Here is a 19,482-nt window from a genome sequence, read left to right on the forward strand (position 1 = left end):
TTATTTCATAATATCACATCCTTGCATTCTCTTCCATTATTGTATTTTTCTTCTAAATTTATTTTCGGATTTACATGACTGCTTACCGATCGCTGTCAATCCGGAAACAATCTATCGACAGCCGATATTTTTCATGATATAGTAGCCATATCACATAAAATCGTTATTGTCCGTGCCCTTTCAGGACGCACAGTAACGGTGTCCGCCAAAGGGGAAATTCATAAAGGCGGATTCATCTGCAAAAGAAAAATTTTATTTAGAGTGAGGCTTTAGAAATGAGACGGGGAAATTCAAATGTAAATCAGATCACAGAAGGAGTCATCTGGAGGCAGCTTCTTCTGTTCTTTTTTCCGATTGTATTCGGAACCTTTTTCCAGCAGCTTTATAATACAATTGACACGGTTATTGTCGGACACTTTGTGGGTAAAGAAGCCCTTGCAAGTGTAGGAGGGTCTTCCACCCAGATTATCAACCTGATCGTCGGCTTTTTTACCGGGTTGTCCTCCGGCGCTTCCGTCGTGATTGCGCAGTTTTTTGGGGCACAGGACGAACGCACCGTACGTCAGAGCCTGCATACTGCCTATGCTTTTTCGATAGCCGGAAGTATCGTCATTAGTGTACTCGGGATCGTACTGGCTCCGTCTATGCTCGAATGGATGCATACCCCGGAAGAAATCATGGCGGACTCTACGATGTATCTGCGTATTTATTTTACCGGAATTCTATTTGTCTTCATATATAATATGGGGTCCAGCGTCCTGCGCGCAGTCGGGGATTCCAGACATCCGCTTTATTACCTGATTTTCTGTTGTGTAATGAATATTATACTGGATACTCTGTTTGTTGTAGTATTCCACATGGGGGTTCTCGGAGTCGCGCTGGCTACTCTAATCTCTCAGGCCTGCAGCGCCGTGCTTGTCACGCGAAAGCTCATGATTTCCGACGGCATCCTGAAGCTTTTTATCCGGCAGATCCGGCTGCACAAATCCGTACTGAAGTCCCAGCTTCACATCGGGCTTCCCGCCGGTTTCCAGTCCGTAATGTACAGCATTACAAATGTAATCATACAGGCCGCCCTGAATGACTTTGGAACAGATACTGCGGCAGCCTGGTCCGTATACGGGAAATTGGATGCTGTATTCTGGATGGTCAGCAGTGCTTTCGGAATTTCAATCACCACTTTCGTCGGGCAGAATTACGGTGCAAAAAAAATGGACCGTATCAAACGGAGCACCCGCGTCTGCCTTGGCATTGATTTTATTATGTCCGGAGTACTTGTGCTGTTCCTCATTGTGGCCCGTACCTTCCTGTTCCGCCTGTTTACGAATGATGCCGAAGTAATCCGGATTGGCTCCGAAATGCTCTTGCTTATCACACCGTGGTATATCGTATTCGTAATCATCGAAATACTGTCAGGTTCCCTGAGGGGGATCGGTGACGTTGTAATCCCGATGATTATTACGATGTGTGGGATCTGCCTGCTGAGAGTGGTATGGATCATCGGCGCGCTCAAGATTAAACCGACCATTCCGGCCATCATTTTCAGCTATCCGGTTACATGGATTTCTACGGCAGTCCTATTTATCATTTACTATTTTTACCGAATGAAAAAATTCAAGATATGAAATAAACACACCTCCGGCGGTTACTAGGCCGGAGGTGTGTTTTGCTTTTCTACTGAGTCACAGGCAGATGCCTATTTCTTATAATATTGTCCAAATTTCAGTGCATACATCGGTCCGAACTGGGAATAGAAGGAATCCAGTTCCACATGGTATGTCTGACCGTCCATCTTAACTACCGCGGGCTTTCCCCTCGTAATGAACTCCAGCGTGATCCTGTTCTTTCTGCAGTAATCTTCTATTTCCCTGCAAAATGCATCCACACTTCTGGGGCATTCCTCTAAGTCCACGACAAGGTACCGCCCTTTCACAACTTCCCCGTTTAATTCTTCCGCTATTTTCTTAAAGGAACGATAATCCACTAACCAGCATATAAAAGCCACTGCGATGTTCACCAGAACGATATTCCGCAGGACTCCGGGCAAAAGAATTGACAGAGATACAAATACAGTTGTGAAAATCGAAATCCAGTAAACTGCCGCTGCCCCGTTAAACCATTGACCGATTTTTCTCTTTCCCGGCCTGTTATAGAGCCAGATAATCACATTGCCCACAAGCAGATACACAATTAACGCAACAGGGATAAACTTAAGCATTCCTGCAATCGTAGCCGTATTCTTTGAAAAACTCAGATACACTGCCGTGCTGGCAAATAAAACCAACCCAAAAAAGCATCCATCAAGTACTTTTTCCTTTGTTTCTTCTGATATTCCGTGCGTTCTCATAACAATCCCTCCTTAATTTGTGCCCGAAGGCCTTTTAAATATTTTCTGGAAATATAGGTACTGTCACCATTCTCAAATTCCGCCATCATAATCCCGCCAGGTATGGGCTTATAGCGTTCCACCTTTGCCATATTGAGAAGGACCGACTTTGATGCCCTCACAAATTCCACCGGCAGAATCCTTTCCAATTCATACAGCCGCTTTCTGGTACAATAGATTTCCCCATTCATATGGATGTACTGTACCTCCATCAGCGATTCGATATAAAAAATCTCTCTGCATTTCACCTGATGGATCTCGTCATCCTTATAACAGGAGAGAAGCATATGTTTATAATTCTCCCGCTCTATAAAACCGGATAACCTCCTGATACTTTCATCTTCCTCATGTACCATCAGCCTTGCGGTCTCCGGCTTCTCTTTATCTATCTTTTCTATTTCCACCTTCATTCCATTTCCCTCCTGCCGTACCGTTTAGTAATAATGTCTTCCCTCTTTTTCTTTATCTTATCCGAGTTTTTTATAATTGTCTACTCATAAACGGCCAAAGGTCGCTGGGCATCGGTAAGAGGATATTGGACAAAAGAAAAGACGCTGCCCGGGCATTCCGCTCAGGACAGCGTCTTTCGTATCTTCTTATTTATCTCATTCTAAAGATCGGGCTGATCTTCTTATAAATCAGAAATACAATCAGGGAAACCAGTGTACCCTTCAGCAGGTTAAATGGTCCGACTGCAAAGAATACGAATGTGGATAAACTTGTAATATGTGCATTCACCGCCGTCCCCATCTCCACTAATGAATCAATCGGCATTCCAAATGCCGCGGCATAAGTTGGAAGCAGGATATATGCATTCAGTGCACATCCAATTACCGTCATAAATACAGTGCCGACAGCCATTCCCACAATGGCATTCTTTCTTGTACGGTTCCTCTTATAAATCAATCCCGCCGGAACACATAATGCACACCCGATCAGGAAATTTGCGATCTCGCCGACACCTGCTGTAATCGTGCCGTTGATAATAAAGTTCAGAAGGATCTTTACCAGCTCGATCACGGCACCTGCCATAGGTCCCATGACGAAGCAGCCTACCAGTACCGGAACTTCACTGAAGTCGATCTCATAAAATGCCGGTGCGAACGGCAGTGGAATCTCGAACAGCATCAATACTGTTGCAATTGCGGATAACATGCTGATCTGTGCGATTGTGCGGACGCCAATTTTACTTTGTGTCCTTGATACTACATTTGTCTCTGTGCTCATAGTCGTTTCTCTCCTTTAATTAAAAAATTGAATTGAAAAGAAAGAAAATCTTCCCGGAAATCATGTCGGCCGCGTACATAACAGAATTTTCTGTGTTCCAAAAAATCCCAAAAGAAAAGCCCCGGATATCATCCGGGGCTAAAAAAATACGCTTTTGATGGCATAAATTTCTTCTTTCATCCAGACTTTACTGTCGGTACTGGAATTGCACCAGTTCAGCCACTATCCGAAAATAGCAGGTCGCGGACTATACCGCCGGTTGGGAATTACACCCGACCCCGAAGAATTTTCTCTATTCTATAGGTTATTATAATCCATTGTATGTGGTTATGCAAGCACTTTCTTTGGTCAGTTTTACCATTGATCGTACTACATCCATGCCTGATCAAATCTATACGCCCCAAAAAACGGTCCTTAAATATATCGGATGATACCTTGGCAGACCTTAACAATAACAAGGAACCATCCCAGCCAATGCGATGCTTCCTTGTTATTTGCTTTGCAACTATCCCTTATTAGATTTTCTTTCTTCTAAAAATAAGAACAAATATGATCGCCGTCATGGAAAGAAGCAGGAATACTACTGCCACTGAAATTGGAGCAACATCACCTGTTTTCACGACTGTATTTTGTTCGTTTTTTGCACCTGTACCACCGTTGCCCGATGAACTAGCATGATTCTGACTTGGCTTGTCTATGCCAGACTTATCCGGGGTTGGATTATCCGAGGTCGGATTATCTGGGACCGGATTGTCCGGGATCGGATTCTCTGGCGTTGGATTCTCCGGTTCTTGGCTGCTGTCTTTCAAAAACATCGCATAATCCGAAGCATGTGTCAATGTAACCCTCATATTTCCCTGTCCATCTGCCTTTCCTGTGCTGATATGTTCCAGGCTTTCTGTTTTAGGATTATAATAATATATCTCTAATTCCTTATCTGCCATTTCAGCGCCCAGCGGGATAATCATATCTGCCGAAAAACCGAATTCACCTTTATATGCTAATGTAAACTGCATATGCACACTACCTTTTTCAGCTCCATCCAAGACAGCTTTTGGTATGTTTTCTGTATTTAGTATCACCTCGAGATTCAGGTCCTTCGGCGTTTCGATATTAGTTCCGTTAACCTCCCAAATAACGCCATTACTAAGTACTAACTGCAGCGTCACATTTTTTCCCTGTGCAGCAGCGAATACTTCTTTGTCGATACCCGGCTCCTGATCAGTAATTGGTATTTTTACAATATCGCCATTCTCTGCCTGATTTATCTGAACAATAATCTTTTCCGTCTTAGACGGCTCTCGTTCCGGAAACTTACGGATTGTCAAACCATATACTGCCATAGCTTTTGCATCTACGTTTTTAAGGCTGATGCTATGGCTGCCTTCTCCCAGTTCATCACTTGTATAGAGAAGAACATCCCTCTGCACCTTTTCGTCTCTGCAGTCAATCACTACCGCCTGTTTGCCGTCAATTATAATTTCCATTTTGCCATAATTAGAAGCCTTGTTTCCCCATACTTCTACGACATCTCCTTCAAAGCTGTAGGACATGACAGCTCCGGCTTCTTTTGTTTCACGGCTGTCATTGCGGCTGGACATGACATTTCCAATCTTATCCTGTTTTGCCCAGTTTCCCGCTACGGACCAGTCGTCACTGATTCCGGGGACGTATGTGATAGTATCCGGATTTGCAGGCTTAACGCGTTCCACTTTAATTATGGTATCCAGTTCATGCCATTCTTCCCCTTCCGGAAGTGTTATTTCATAACCGCTTTCTGCTTTTTCGAATGTAATTTTTGTTTTTGTACCGTCATATTTTAAGAGTTCGGCCTTCCCCCCCAACACACTTCTGTCCTCTGTATCTGGTATCCGGAGACTTTTTGAGTCAACCGGCGGTGCTGTAATATGGAGATAAACATACCTTCCGTCCTCTGATTCGGTAGATACACCCCAGCCTTCATTTGCCAGCCAGGAGTTATTTTTTGTCGTATACGCCTGTCCGGCTTTTGTATTTTTAATAGATTCAGCAACCGGGGCTATATACTGTTTGTTCATAGCCGTAAACTCTTCCAGAGTATTACCTTCCCATATATTTCCATTTGTCTGCTCTTTTGCAGTTCCCGGAAATACCCCCATAGAAAGTGCCACACCGCCCGATTTTGACAGTGAGGAGGCACCAACCACATAAAGGAACAGATTTTCTTTCGTAACACGCAGGTTATAATTCTTATTGACCGCCCACCAATTCTTCCCTTGTGTGACAACCTGGGCTGCCTGATGTTCATTTAAGGTCCATGTTTTCGCATCATCTTCCGTTGCTTCCTGATTATAATATGTGTCGCCAAAATTATATAATTCCTGACACCGGTAATCTAATGATGTCCACTCCGGGTACGGATTTTTCTGCCTGTTTGTCCCAATGTTGCCGACAAGCGCCAGCCCCGGATCGTAGGCCAGCAGGGCAGCCCTGTACTCGTCCTGGTTAATAACTCCATGAGTCGGTCCGGTTGTTCCTGCCGGTCCATGTATGAAATAACCGTCGAACCAGAATCCTTTTATTTTTCCGGCATAGCGCTGCGCCATCTCATCTGCAATTTCCAGCTGGAACTGGTTATACCGTTCATGGTCGCCGTCCGCTTCCTGTCCGCAGTCGTCCCATCCTGTGTTTTCCCTGTCCTCGCCGCTCCAGTAGAGTCCGTCCAATTCACAAAGATATAGATGCAGGTCAATATCATATGGTTTTAATGCCTGATACAACTCCTCTATTACATCTACCTCATCCGTATATGTTTTAACGCCTTCAGCCTTTCTCCGGTCATCTCTCCAACGTTTTATTGTCTTGCTCGGATACAAATTGCGCTGCTGGGAATGCGCTACAGTAAAGATAACATATTCGAATCCCATATCATGAACATCCGATGCAAACTGCGCGGCATCAAAATCCTCTGCCAAAACGTCAATGTCATGAACCGTTGTCCCATTTGTGTCCCTAGTCAATCCTGCCACATAATGTACAAACAAACCGTATTTTTCACCTTCAAAATGAGTTCTTGCCGACTTTGCCTCTTCCTCTGACACGACAGGCCCCGTATATTCAGGAGACAATGGCACGCTAAGAGTCCTTGTCTGGTTGTTCTCCGGCTTTTGCTTATCTGTCAGGCTGAATGTCACATCAATATCAATTTCTCCGTCTTCACTGGACGGGCGTCTTACAATCTTCCCATCGTTCCCTATATACCCCTCCGGGCTGGTTGAGAGTATTTGAATTTCATATTTGTCAGAGATACTCGGGAATGTAATCTGTGATGCATCCCGAAGCGGCTTATAAATAATGGATGTACGCTTTACTAGCTTTTCGAACTCAATATCTCCCATGTCTTTGAGTTTTCCCTTTACACTCACATTATCAAATTCCGCTTTTGTCCCCATGCTTATAAAACCGAAATATCCCCCGGTATAATCTGCATCATCCCAGGTTAGCGCAGGCTTGTCGTTCAGATATACTTGGATCTGCCCCTTATCTGCAAAATAAACGACCTTCACATGTACCTCTTTTCCGGTATCAACTCCCTGAGGTATTGGTACAGTCTTATAAACATTATCCTTACAATACTGAATCACACTTTTCCTGACATTTATATAATAGCAGCTGCTGTCATAGGCGCCGGCAGTTAGTTTTCCTGCTGAATTGAACTGAATTCCCGCTGCTCCATTTGCAAAAGAGCGGATATCGAATTCATACTCGGCATCACCTTCTATAAAATACTTTTCATCCGCCACCGCTATCTGCATTGTCTTCCCGTCAGATACCCTCAGCCAGCCCTCTGTAATCTCGGGCTCATTCTGAAGCTGCTTCCACTGGGACAAATCCCCTGAGAAGTCATCTGAAAATATGGCTTCTGATTTGATATCTTCCTTCCTCGTACCTGTTACGCAGAAATTTTTCACTTCTGATTTTGGGTTCTTTCCCATAGTGACCAGACCAAAATATCCATAAGTCTGCTTGGTATCCATAACTGCAATTAAAGCTTGTGCACGGTTATTGAAAGAAATCTCTATGCTCCCACTCTCCAGATAGCTGACTTCCACATGGTTGAAGTCATTCGGCTTGAAATCATTGATTTCGCCAGTTCCTATTGTGGTTTTCCTAGTACCGTCAGATACTAGGAAATCTACGTGTCCGGACTGGCTGATGTTCATAAGATATCCGGCTGTGTCCCAATTATTTTTTCCGGTCTCCTTCATATTAAACTGGAGCCCCAACGATGCTGAAGTGATTTTAAAATCAAATGCATATAAAGCATTGCCTGATGTCTGAATATCAGGCGATATCTGAACATTACTGTCAGAATCAATCTTAAGCACGTCTCCTTCCACAGTTACCCTAGACTTATTTTGAATATCTAACCAGTTATCCAGCTGTAAGGCATCGGCTGCCGAAAACAGATATTGTGTATCATTTGATATCAGGACCGGCTGTCCATCAGACTGTACTTCTGTCTCTTCTGATTCAGAAAGATCCTTAATTATGTCCTTTGTTTCCGGCTGCATAAGTTTTTCAGTTTCATCGACCGTCTCTGTTTGAGTGGTTTCCGGTTCCTCCAACGTTCTGTACTCTTCCAAATCAGAGTTTTTATTCTCCAACTCAGCTGCCTGTAAATCTGGTTCTTCCGCATGAACCCGCAACGTCCACATTGGCGTCTGAACTCCTATACCTGCTATCATCGCAGATGCTAATGCAACGCTGCACCACCTTTTCCATTTTCCTTTCATCCTTTACTCCTTTCTTTTTCGCTTATCCCTTATAGCTAATCCATACCACTTCCCTTATTTTATATTAATTGGGGAAGTTATAAACCGGAACTTAAAATACAACGAAAAAGAAGAAATATCTACGATATTCACAGTTGTCCCATCCTGTTTCCTTACGGGTCAGCCTTTATACCATTCTCCTCCCATTCTTTCTTTGCCTCGTCCGTAATTGAGGTATAGTCCTCCGTCTGTTTAATGAATGTCAGTTCTAACGGTTTCTGGCTCCTGTATATCTGTATGGAAACCGGGATATTAAGCTGAATTGCATCAAATGCTTCCAAAAAGTCTCCGATACATCGTATCTCTTTCCCGTCAATCTTCCGTATGACATCCCCTACTCCTATAGGAAGCCCCAATTTACAGAACAGCCCTAATACCTCCCTCTGTAATATAAAGACTCCATATAAATCCGGAAGTCCCGCAGCGGAACGCATGCCCTCGCCAGTAATATCCGACAGGAGCACATCATAGAACCGATAAGCAGCTTCCTCGGATGCGCCTTCTATATAGATAAAGCTGGGCGGTTTTGGAGCTTCTGCACGTCCAAAATCTTCATCTGACATAGGAAAATTAAGAAATCCTTGTTTCAATGCCGGCGAATCCGCACTTACCCTGTAATCTCCATGCTCAAAATCCAAAAATTCCGGGTCTGAAATAATCGATTTATAATCCGGCTGAGGCAGGTCTTTTATTTCATGCCCCCTGTTCCAGTACGTGTTAAAAGAGAAAAAAGTAGTCGCGCCTTCATTGATGCAGACATTATTGCAAATTTTAGGGGAACAGATTATATTGCAATAAATAAGGTCGTTATTATATGCAAAACTCATATGGTGTTCCAGATTTGAACCAACCAGAACATTATTATGCACTTTTCTGTCAAAACCGTCTCTGAGTTTGATTCCCACGCCAATACAAAGATTATCATAGATGTCATAATTAGACGCCCCGTCATCAATATCAATGCCAAAGGCATATGTGGCATACACACGGTTCCTGCGGATAACCGTAGTCTTCCATGCGTCCAAGAGTGCAAACGCTCGTTTATCCCTTCCGAAATACCCCATCGCGTCATGCTGTGGCACTGACCAGTATCTGTCCCTTCCCCAGCAATTAATCGGTCCGTGGTCTGCAGTCTCTGTCACGCAGTCGAACAGGTCGTTTTTTTCTATCAGATGCCCGCCAAATGTCCCGTCATGCACATTAATTCCTGCCCGCGAAGTATGATGGACCGTATTCTTGCTGACAGTTATGCACTCACTGACAGACATACAGACTGCGGCCGTCTGTTTTTCATAGGTTCCTATATCATAGAAATAGTTATTTTCTACAAAAATGTTTCTCGGATACTCCTCTGTTGCAGGTCCCGGCACAAAGTCAGTAATCTTTGTCTTATGGTTATCCCTGTCATACGTAGAGGCATCCCTTACGGCACTGGATTTTCCCGCCACAAGTACTCCTGTTGCACCAATGTGCAGGAAATCGCTTCCGCTCACGCAATTGTCTTTCTGATATCCTGACATCATAATTGCGTTGCCGCCTATATCCTCAAAGGCGCAGTTTTCAATCCGTATATTTTCTGAATTTTCCATAAAGACTGCCCCTGCACGGACGAATCCCCAATCCCCTCTCAGAGGACGTTCATATTGTCTGGTGAACAGTGTACGGTGAGTCCTGGAAAAATGAAGACCGCGGATAGAAACATTTTTTATCGGCGTTTGCCATGTCCTACCCTGTATCCGGATAAGTTCTTCCGTTGAGACAGCCTCAAACTCAGCGCAGTTTAAATCAATGCCCTCGGCCGGAAAATAATAGAGAATTCCTGCCTCTTTGTTATAGTACCATTCCCCCGGAGCATCCAACTCTTCGAAAATATTTTCTACCATCCGCTTCACTGCGTGCATCTCATTCCCACGGTTATTATCTCCTACCCACTCATACAGAAGGTCATTTTCATCTGTCTTTCCAGTGATACGGTAGGAATTTCCGCCCCACTCTGCATGGTGCAGCGCCCGGATGTAACCGCCCTCCGGGCTGCTCCATGTTTTTGTCCTTTCTTTGCTCACAGCATCCTCTGCATAGCCGCCCAGGACCTTTCCTTCCTCATAGTTAGGATACCTCGCCATAATTTGACGGATTCCATTGGCATACACGGCATCAATTTTTCTTCCCGAGCCTATGAAAGCCTGAAAAATCCCGTCCCTGTATAGCGACCATTGAGGGGTTATTATCCCTGCACCGGTCAGGATCACCTTCTCTTCGTTATAATTCTCAATCGAAATCGGCAAGTCTCTCCTGCCTATCGTTTCTTCCGTTAATACAATTGGTTTTTCAAGATAGTAACCGCCCTTCCGCAATAAAAGCCGGACAGAATCCACCGCGCGTGAACATTTCTTGATCTCTCCCACTGCGCGTTCTAATGTGGCAAAAGGGCATATTAAGGTTCCATCTCCCGCGTCGTTTCCGTCAGGAGATATATACAGCATTATTTGTTTCATCTTACATTCCCATACCTTTCTCTCATGCATTTTACTCATTTACTGCTCAACTGGTGCCGCAGACAGGCATTGCCACAGTTTGTGCATTCCCCGGGCACTTAGCACTTATCCCTTAACCGCTCCGCCTGTCAGCCCGGCGATAAAATATTTCTGCGTAAACAGGAAGAAGATAATTACCGGAAGCAAAATAATGCAGCTTGCCGCACACAGCGGACCCCAGTCTGTACCTGCACTCTGTACAAAAGCGGTAATCCCGAGAGGCAGTGTCTTGATGCTCGATGTAGACAGGTCAACCGATGCCCACAGCATTTCCCCCCACCAGCTTAAGAAACAGAAAATCGCGTTTGTCGCCGTAGCCGGCAGCATCATCGGCATAACTACCTTCAGGAATGTGGATGTCTCTGTGCATCCGTCTATTCTGGCAGCCTCGATAATCTCGGTCGGCACTGTCTTGAAAAAATTCCGGTAAATGTAAATAGCAAATGCAAGCCCCCAGCCTATGTAGGGCAGAATTAATGATAAATGTGTCCCAAGAATCCCCATTTTGCTGGTCAAAAGGTACATGGGCATCAGCACTGACTCTGACGGAAGCATGGTCAGCGTAAAGATGATTATCATAACCGTATCTGCCTTTGGTATATCTAGCTTTGCAAGCGCATATCCAGCCAAAGACGACAGGATTAAGGTCACAATTACTACGGATACTACAACAATAATACTGGACACAAAATATTTTCCAATGCTTGCGGTCGTCCATGCATAACTGTAGTTCCCCCATTCAATGGTCTTAGGGATGCCCCAGATATTATTATAGAAATCATTTGTCGTTTTACCGGATGTCAGAAGCACGAATAACATGGGATAAACAGTTAATAAAACGAATGCAGTCAGTATAATACGGACAATCCACTTAGAAATATGTTCACCCGGTTTCCATGCTTTTGCCTGCCTGCCATTCTGAAATGCCATTGCCTTAGAACTCATACTCTTCCCCCCTTAACAGACGTTTCACAATCAAGATACTTGCCACAACTACAACAGTAAATACAACACCCGCGGCTGCCGATTCCCCAAACTTACCATACGAGAAGGCCATCTTAGTCATACGGATAGGGACTGTCGTTGTCAAGTCCCCCGGCCCCCCCTGTGTCATTGTAAAAATCAAATCGTAGGACTTATATTGTGTCCCAAGCGTATTAATTGCCGCCAGAAGAATCATAGGTTTTATGAGCGGCAGCGTAATGTATCTGATTTGTTTCCAGTAACCTGCCCCATCCAGCTTTGAGGATTCATATAAGGACTCCGGTATGGTCTGCATGGAGGCAAAACACAGGAGCATTACCTGTCCCGCACATTTCCAGACCGCAACGAAAATAATGCAGAGCATCGCTGTATTCTGATTCTGCAGCCAGACATGCTGCAGGCTTTCCAAACCGATCAGCTTCAGGAAATTATTCAAAAGACCCATTTCAGGATTATAAAAAAAGGTAAACATCAGACCTACCACTGCGATAGGAAGCATTGCCGGGCTGAACAGGATCAGCCTGAAGAAGGAGCCTTCTTTCCCTGACAGCTGGAAAACTAATGTTGCAAGCAGAATTCCGACAACAAGCCCGCCTATTGTAGATGCCAGCGCATAATAAACGGAATTCCCTACGCTCTTAAAAATTGCGGTATCCTGGAACACTGTGATATAATTCTGGATACCCCGAAACGTTATTTCCCCGAATCCATCCCACTTCTGGAATGATAAAAAGAAGTTCCAGACAAATGGGATAACAGTTGCATAGAGAATAAATACCATAGCCGGTATTAAGAAGAGAAAACCGGTTATTCTTTTTTTATTTATTCTTCTTTTCTTCCCCATAATTACCACCTTCCTATATTTCATTGCCTTTTAAATATGTAGCATCGAGTCCATATTTTATTGTTTTTCTGTCGTTCAGTATCACTTCAGAGATGCTGCATACGAATTTTGGGTATAAAATCAGCAGGCAGCAGAGATTCCACTGCCTGCTTCCATATATCAACGTTTACTCGTTTGCAAGTGCGCTTTCACGCTGCTGCTCCAAATTATTGATGACTGTATCTACACCACCGTTCAATATAAGGTCAGGTATCAGATTATTCAGCCTGTAATCATTCATTTCTGCCGGCCATACTACATCCGGCACGCAGGTTAGTGACTGCTTCACCAGTTCCTTTGTGAATTCATCCTCAATTTTCACATTTTTATTAACTGGAATATATCCTTCTTCTGCATGGATTCCCTGAATTTCCGGTCCTGTAAACGCCTTCAGGACTTCTACCGCTGCATCAGTATTCTTACTGGACTTAGGAATAAACAGACAGTTTCCGGCACCGTTCAGGGCAGGTGTATTTCCAGCACTTGGCCAAGGGATTACAACTGTCTCAATACCTGATTCCTTCATTTCCTCTGCGGTCACTTTAGCACCTGCACCGATGTCTGTTATCATTGCGAGCTTTCCCTGAGAGAATGCCGCCTTCAGTTCATCGCTCTTCACCGTAACAGCGCCTTCACCCGGATACATATAACCTGCATCATACAATGACTTCACTTGCTCAAGAGCAGCCTTTCCTTCCGGTCCATTAAAGGACAGTTCTTTTTCTACATATTTATCATAAGTATTGTTATCTAATACCTGCGTGAGCATTGCTGGACGAAACATCCATTCACCATGTGCCAAATCAGCAGAATTGCCAAACGGGGCAGCCCCGCTATCCTGTATTTTTTTGCACGCTTCCTTAAATTCGTCATAATTCCATTTTTCCGGTACCTCGACCCCAGCTTTATCAAGAAGTGCTTTATTTCCAAGGATTACTGTAAAGTTGGATTCCCAGGGAATTGCTACAATCTTGCCATCAATTGTAACTGGCTTCAATGCATCCTCTCCGATCGCCTCTCTCCACTCCGGATCAGCCTCCAAATATGGCGTCAAATCTTCCGCTGCATCTGCGAAGCTAGCCATATCATAAGTTCCATAGTCGTAGATATCACAGGGGTCCCCGGATGCCAGCCCGGTGCGGATTACCTTCTCCAGGTTACTCCAGTCTACCTGTATGGCTTCAATATTATATTTGTCCTTCATCTGTTCCTGCAGGGCTTCTACCATCTTAGGACCTGATGTATACTCGATAACCTTGCCGTAAAATTTAATATCTGTTTTGCCTTCTGCCTTTTTTTCGCCGTCCTTGCTCCCAGAATCACCTTTTCCGCCGCAGCCGCCTAAAACTAAAGTCGCGGCAGCCAAACCTGTAAGTAATACAGCCAATACTCTCTTCTTCATATGGATTCTCCTCCTTTTAATCCTTACTTATAATTTTCTATCACTTAGGATAGTATTATAATACTCCTGACTTTTCATTACTCACAGGTAAGAGAACTACGATTTTTTCCAAAATTCTACGATTTCGTTGTTACCTTTGTTTATCCAGATAATATTTCAGGCTGGTCTGAACTGCTACTTGTCCATCCCCCGGTTCTTCCTATAATGTGACGGCGAACACCCCATCACTTTCTTAAACACTGCCGAAAAATACTTTTCATCCTTGAACCCGACCTTCATACCAATCTCTCCCGCAAGATCCAATGTCGTTTCCAGAAAAGTACATGCCTGCTCTACCCGGTATCTGTTCAAATACTCGACAAAGGATACCTTCATCTCCTTTTTAAACAAATAACTGAAATAATTTTTAGACTTATTCACATATGAAGAAAGTTCATCGACCGTCAGCTCTTCCTGATAATGCGTGCTGATATATGCCACTGCTGCCATAACAGTATTGCTCACATTCCGGTCCGTATGTTCGGACACGCCTTTCAGTACGAGATAGTATAAATTACAAATCCAGTTCTCATACTCTTCTATGGTAAACAAGTCCGGCACCTCCAGTATCACATTTTGGTTCTTTTCCAGAACCATTTCCGCATCCACCCCTGTTTCCCGGATATAACGGAACAATAGCTGTTTTAAAGTCAGACAAACGCCTTTTACTAAATCATAAGAGGATATCCCCAGTTCTTTCATTTTCCGAAAATGCCTTGCAATAAACTGCTGTGCTTCATCATATTGGAAACTGATAATGTACTGTCGGATTTCCTCTTCATTCTCTATATAAAAGTTCTTTTTGACCTCTATCGCATTCTCTTCAAATGGAATTACGACTCCAACGCCCAGACAGAGCCTTTTATTCAAAAGCTGTATGCACGAGTCTACGGCTTCTGTCAGACCAGTGACGGAACAGTTTCGGTATACAGCTGCAGATATGGTTGACTGTTTCTTCTCCTTTGAAATACAATTATATTCCTGTACCAACTTCTGAACCCGGCAAATCACGTCCTGTCTTGAGCGGCTCAGGTCCATACGAGCAACATACAAGATTCTTTTTGAAAGGCTTATCACAAAATCAAACTGATGATTCTCCGCTTCTTCTTTTAGCAAACTGGAAAGCCTTTCCCTTGCAGTGCTTTCCTCGCTGGTATCTCTTGTATCTGGTTCCAGAAGGACACATAGAATTTTATCTTCTTTGTTCAGGTCCGCATATTCTTTTATTAGCTTTAAAAATACATTCTCATCCTGATTCTTTAGAAGAATGTACCTTGCCAGCGCCTGCTCTTCCTCCTGCCTGCGCTTAAGGCTTTCCATATCCGCTTCTTCCTGCAATATTCTGACAATGCCGGCAACGTTATCTGTCAGCTCCTTTACCCTGATTGGCTTGAGCAGATAATTTTTTACTCCGATGCTGATTGCTTGTTTTGCATATTCGAATTCGGAGAATCCACTTAAAATAATGATATGGATATTCTCTTGTTCCTCTTTTGCTTTTCTGGCAAGCTCCAGCCCATCCATCCCCGGCATCCGTATATCCGTTATCAGGATATCAGCCTGCCCTGCTTTAATTATTTCCAATGCTTCAACACCATTAGTTGCTGACCGGACTTTTGTAATGCCTAGCTCTCTCCAGCGGATTCCTTTTTCAATACCAGCCCGGATCTGAACTTCATCATCAACCACCAGCAGATTTATTTCCATGAACCAGCCTCCCTCTTTCTGCTCAGGGCATTCCTAATTAGAAATTAATCACGTCTGGCTGCCCTGCTTAATGTTATATTATTATTTGATACAAATATACCAACTTACTTCTAGTATAAACCAACTGTTTATTTGTTACCTCCTGCGAAACCACGAGAATTACTGTTATTCTACGATTTTTCTGTTGTAAACGGAAGACATATCTCCACCCTTGTACCTACCCCTACTGTTGAATGGAAGGACAGCCCATAATCTGCCCCATATTTTAATTTTATCCGTTCATCAATATTTTTTAGTGCAAATACATTATGTTCTTCACCGTCCTCATGCAAATAGCTGTTGATTAGCTGCTCATCTGTCCCTACACCATCATCCTCTACCTGATAATACAGTCTATTCCCATCTCTTTTTACGCTGACATAAACTGTGCCGCCTTCCATTTTTTTCTCTAACCCGTGTACAATTGCATTCTCTACGAGTGGCTGAAGAATCAGTTTTAACACCCAACATTCCTGTGTGCTGTCTTGTACCTGAATATCAACCTGAAGTCTGTCTCCAAACCGGTTTTTTTGAATTAAAATGTAGTTCTTCAAATGTTCTATTTCTTTCTTTACTGTCACCATTTCTTTGCCGCCGCTGAGAGCATGCCGGAAGATATCGGAGAGTGCCTCTACTTGTTCTGCAATCTCCTGCTTGTCCTCCATCACCGCCATCCAACGGATGCTATCCAGTGTATTATATAGAAAGTGTGGATTAATCTGGCTCTGCATGTATTTCAGTTCTATCTCCCGCCGCTTAAGCTTGTTCTCATACTGAGTCAGGATTAAATCTTGTATATATTCCACCATAAGCGTCAAATTCTGATTCAAGGTACCGATTTCATCATTGCTGTCTGTGCAGATAGGCATCTTAAAATTTTCTTTTTTAAAGTTTTTCGCTTCCTTTGACAGCTTCACGACAGGCGTAATCAAAGTCCTTCTCTGAATCAGCATAAAAACTGCCCCAAATATAGCTGTCAGCAAGATACAGACCATGATGATCCCGCTTCCTACCATGTTATTGCGGAACAAATATCTCGCAGTATCTATTTTTATGACCTTCCAACCAGACTGCTCTATGCCGTACCAAGTCAACACCCGATCTCCCGATACCCGATAACCCGCACTATTCTCCGGGAGTTCGCCCATATCCACCTTATCCCAATCTTTCCCCAGCAGCTCCCTGTCAGAAGCCGACAAAACAGTACCCTGCTCATCTACAATCACAAGCTTGCTGTCTCCTTCCAACAGCCCTTTATACTGTTCCCGCAGATCTGCCTCGTCAACTGTCAGCCGCTCATATGCAATTACTTTAAACGTACGCATATCCTTAATCGCCTGAAGTAAATAAATTTTATTATAAGATGCCCCATAGCTTGTCGTTTTGCCTTCATGCACGGGACTCCACAGCGGAATCCCATCCATTTCTTTTAAAACGGGGATAAACTGCCGGTCCTCCTCAAGAACATAGTCTCCATACTGATAGATAATCTCATCTTCATTAAAAATACTAATACTGCGGATACTTTCCCTTGCCCCCAAATCCCGTCTGACCTGAAAAGAAGTATTTACACGCTGTTTTTCCTTCTCAGATGCCTGTGCATCTGTATTATACATTTTAATCAATACCTGCACATCGTCATCGGTCCCCACGTTTAACGATACCAGTTTAATATCATTGATAAAGTTTGTTATCCCATTTCTAGTTTGTTTCAAAATTTCCAGATTCGTCTCACAAGTTTTTGTATTCATGCTCTGACGGATATTATAATTCACGATAAACAAAAGAATAATTAATGGAATAATCAAAAAGCACAGTAGACTTACAATAAACTTTTGATTAATTCCGAGATCATTTATGTATTTTCTTATTTTCCTCATTATTTATTTCCCTTCCGAAACCCGTGAACGTTTATAATATTTTATCATCACAGGAGAACAAAATCATCTGTTTTATCGTTTAATATTTTATAGTCCAAATTTTTCCACGACAATTAGACCGGCATGAATCCGGTCAATCACTTTTGTATTTCCATCTTTCTACTGCTGGTACACCTCCATTACCAGTGCATAGTAACTTCTCAGAAACTTGTTTATTCCTGCTATTTTAGCCGCACGTTTTGATTTCCCCTCTTTTTCCTTCTTCAAAATAAATTCATAAACCGACGCATCCTTCGGCGATTTATGTGTCTTTAAACAACGCATAACCTCATAGCCTATTTTCCGCAGGCTTGATGAACCACGCTTTGATATCTTTCGCTCTGTTCCAGTGAATTGATCAGACTAATATGGCGGGGCCTCTATCCCTGCATGGGCAGGAAGAAAAATCAAAATGCGAATGCAGTATTTTTAGGATAAAACCAAGGTAAAACTTTCTTATACTTGTGTCCTGAACGCTTCCGGTGGCAATCCTACACGTTTTTTAAAGAGACGGTAAAAATAGTTCTCATCTGTTATTCCAACCATCACGCCTATTTGATTCGCCGGAATTTTTGTTGTTTTTAATAAGATCTTTGCATTTTCTATGCGCTGCCAAATAATGTATTCATTAGGCGTAAAGCTTAGGTATTTCTTAAATAATTTACATAGATGAAATTTGCTCATATTGGAAAATTCAGCCATATAATCCAGGCTCAATGGCTTTGCGTAATTATTGTCTATATATTGAACAAGGTACCTTAGATTTTCCGGCAGATTGCTAGTCTTATCCATATATTGTTTTGTCTGTACTAAAAGGCTCATCAGCAGGTTTTCCAATGCATTCGAAAGTAGGATTTCCCGATATGGATCAATGCTCTCATAAATCTCCAGCACTCTTTCCAACTGTGTTTGATATGCCCCAGTAACAGGCTGGCTAAACTTCACATTACCCATACTACTAAACTCTTGAAAAAGATATTCAGTCACAGATCCAGAAAAATGTAATACACTATGCTTCCACTGTGTCCCCTCTGTGCGATACATATGTTCCTTCTGACAATCAATAAAAAAGCCATCTCCTCTTTCCAAGTTATAATTTTTTCCCTCATATTCTAAATAACCGTTACCACTATATGTATATATAAGCATATAGGAATCTGTGTTATTACGTTTTGTAAAAAAACGTGGACTTGCTTCCAGCATGGAAAATGACTGTACAAAAAAAAGCTTTTCTTTTGCAAATGTAGTAATTGGACGGATCGGCATAGTATAGCTTTTCCCCTCTATGCAAAATAAACACTTATCAAAGAAATGTAATGAGGACAGCATTGAAAGATCACTAGAATAATTCTGATCTTGCTCCATTTCATGTTGCAAAGTTTCGACATTCGTTAGCGGCTTTTTTGATCTGACGATATTAAAGTGTATACGCTCAAACATTTTTTCTCCTCCTATATCGCCTTATCTCCGAACAACATAATGCTTATCAATAACAATTTAAACACTTGTATATATACTATTCTACTATTATTATTGTATAAAAGCAAC

The 19,482-nt window shown here is 42.9% G+C and carries 13 protein-coding genes and 1 riboswitch; of the genes, 1 reads left to right on the forward strand and 12 read right to left on the reverse strand.

Annotated features, from left to right (window positions below; all coding sequences use genetic code 11):
• Positions 1–275 precede the first annotated feature (275 nt).
• Positions 276–1,625 (forward strand): MATE family efflux transporter, encoded by a 1,350-nt coding sequence (locus tag DWX43_RS21520; protein WP_109731319.1) that lies wholly within the window; start codon positions 276–278, stop codon positions 1,623–1,625.
• Between the two features lie 71 nt (positions 1,626–1,696).
• On the opposite strand, the gene DWX43_RS21525 is transcribed toward DWX43_RS21520, so the two are convergent.
• The 12 genes from DWX43_RS21525 to DWX43_RS21580 form a co-directional block, all read right to left on the reverse strand.
• On the reverse strand, positions 1,697–2,347 hold the full coding sequence (locus tag DWX43_RS21525) for a DUF4318 domain-containing protein (protein WP_118621806.1): 651 nt from the start codon (positions 2,345–2,347) through the stop codon (positions 1,697–1,699).
• Positions 2,344–2,796 (reverse strand): LytTR family DNA-binding domain-containing protein, encoded by a 453-nt coding sequence (locus DWX43_RS21530; protein ID WP_118621807.1) that lies wholly within the window; start codon positions 2,794–2,796, stop codon positions 2,344–2,346. The genes DWX43_RS21525 and DWX43_RS21530 overlap by 4 nt, the downstream gene beginning before the upstream one ends.
• Before the next feature lie 190 nt (positions 2,797–2,986).
• The gene (locus DWX43_RS21535) at positions 2,987–3,613 is read right to left on the reverse strand and encodes an ECF transporter S component (protein WP_109731322.1); all 627 of its coding nucleotides are present in this window, start codon (positions 3,611–3,613) and stop codon (positions 2,987–2,989) included.
• A 164-nt stretch (positions 3,614–3,777) separates the two neighbouring features.
• Positions 3,778–3,903, reverse strand: a riboswitch (FMN riboswitch).
• Positions 3,904–4,128: 225 nt separating this feature from the next.
• Complete coding sequence (locus tag DWX43_RS21540) at positions 4,129–8,388, reverse strand: alpha-L-fucosidase (protein WP_118621808.1); 4,260 nt, start codon at positions 8,386–8,388, stop codon at positions 4,129–4,131.
• A gap of 152 nt (positions 8,389–8,540) precedes the next feature.
• A complete protein-coding gene (locus DWX43_RS21545) occupies positions 8,541–10,922 on the reverse strand; it encodes a right-handed parallel beta-helix repeat-containing protein (RefSeq protein WP_182440785.1) in 2,382 nt (793 codons plus the stop codon).
• A gap of 105 nt (positions 10,923–11,027) precedes the next feature.
• A complete protein-coding gene (locus tag DWX43_RS21550; RefSeq protein WP_118621810.1) occupies positions 11,028–11,906 on the reverse strand; it encodes a carbohydrate ABC transporter permease in 879 nt (292 codons plus the stop codon).
• Complete coding sequence (locus DWX43_RS21555; RefSeq protein WP_182440786.1) at positions 11,896–12,789, reverse strand: sugar ABC transporter permease; 894 nt, start codon at positions 12,787–12,789, stop codon at positions 11,896–11,898. Before DWX43_RS21555 ends, DWX43_RS21550 begins: the two co-directional genes overlap by 11 nt.
• Positions 12,790–12,955: 166 nt before the next feature.
• Positions 12,956–14,230, reverse strand: a complete 1,275-nt coding sequence (locus tag DWX43_RS21560; protein WP_118621812.1) for an extracellular solute-binding protein — start codon at positions 14,228–14,230, stop codon at positions 12,956–12,958.
• Between the two features lie 174 nt (positions 14,231–14,404).
• On the reverse strand, positions 14,405–15,976 hold the full coding sequence (locus DWX43_RS21565; protein ID WP_118621813.1) for a response regulator: 1,572 nt from the start codon (positions 15,974–15,976) through the stop codon (positions 14,405–14,407).
• Between the two features lie 170 nt (positions 15,977–16,146).
• Positions 16,147–17,895, reverse strand: a complete 1,749-nt coding sequence (locus tag DWX43_RS21570; protein ID WP_118621814.1) for a sensor histidine kinase — start codon at positions 17,893–17,895, stop codon at positions 16,147–16,149.
• A gap of 159 nt (positions 17,896–18,054) precedes the next feature.
• On the reverse strand, positions 18,055–18,219 hold the full coding sequence (locus DWX43_RS27680) for a hypothetical protein (protein WP_330582301.1): 165 nt from the start codon (positions 18,217–18,219) through the stop codon (positions 18,055–18,057).
• Between the two features lie 171 nt (positions 18,220–18,390).
• Positions 18,391–19,374 carry an AraC family transcriptional regulator gene (locus DWX43_RS21580; protein WP_118621815.1) on the reverse strand — a complete coding sequence of 328 codons (984 nt, stop codon included), beginning with the start codon at positions 19,372–19,374 and terminating at the stop codon, positions 18,391–18,393.
• Positions 19,375–19,482: the final 108 nt, after the last annotated feature.

The organism is Clostridium sp. AF19-22AC (assembly GCF_003479085.1).
Classification (GTDB): Bacteria; Bacillota; Clostridia; order Lachnospirales; family Lachnospiraceae; genus Faecalicatena_A; species Faecalicatena_A orotica.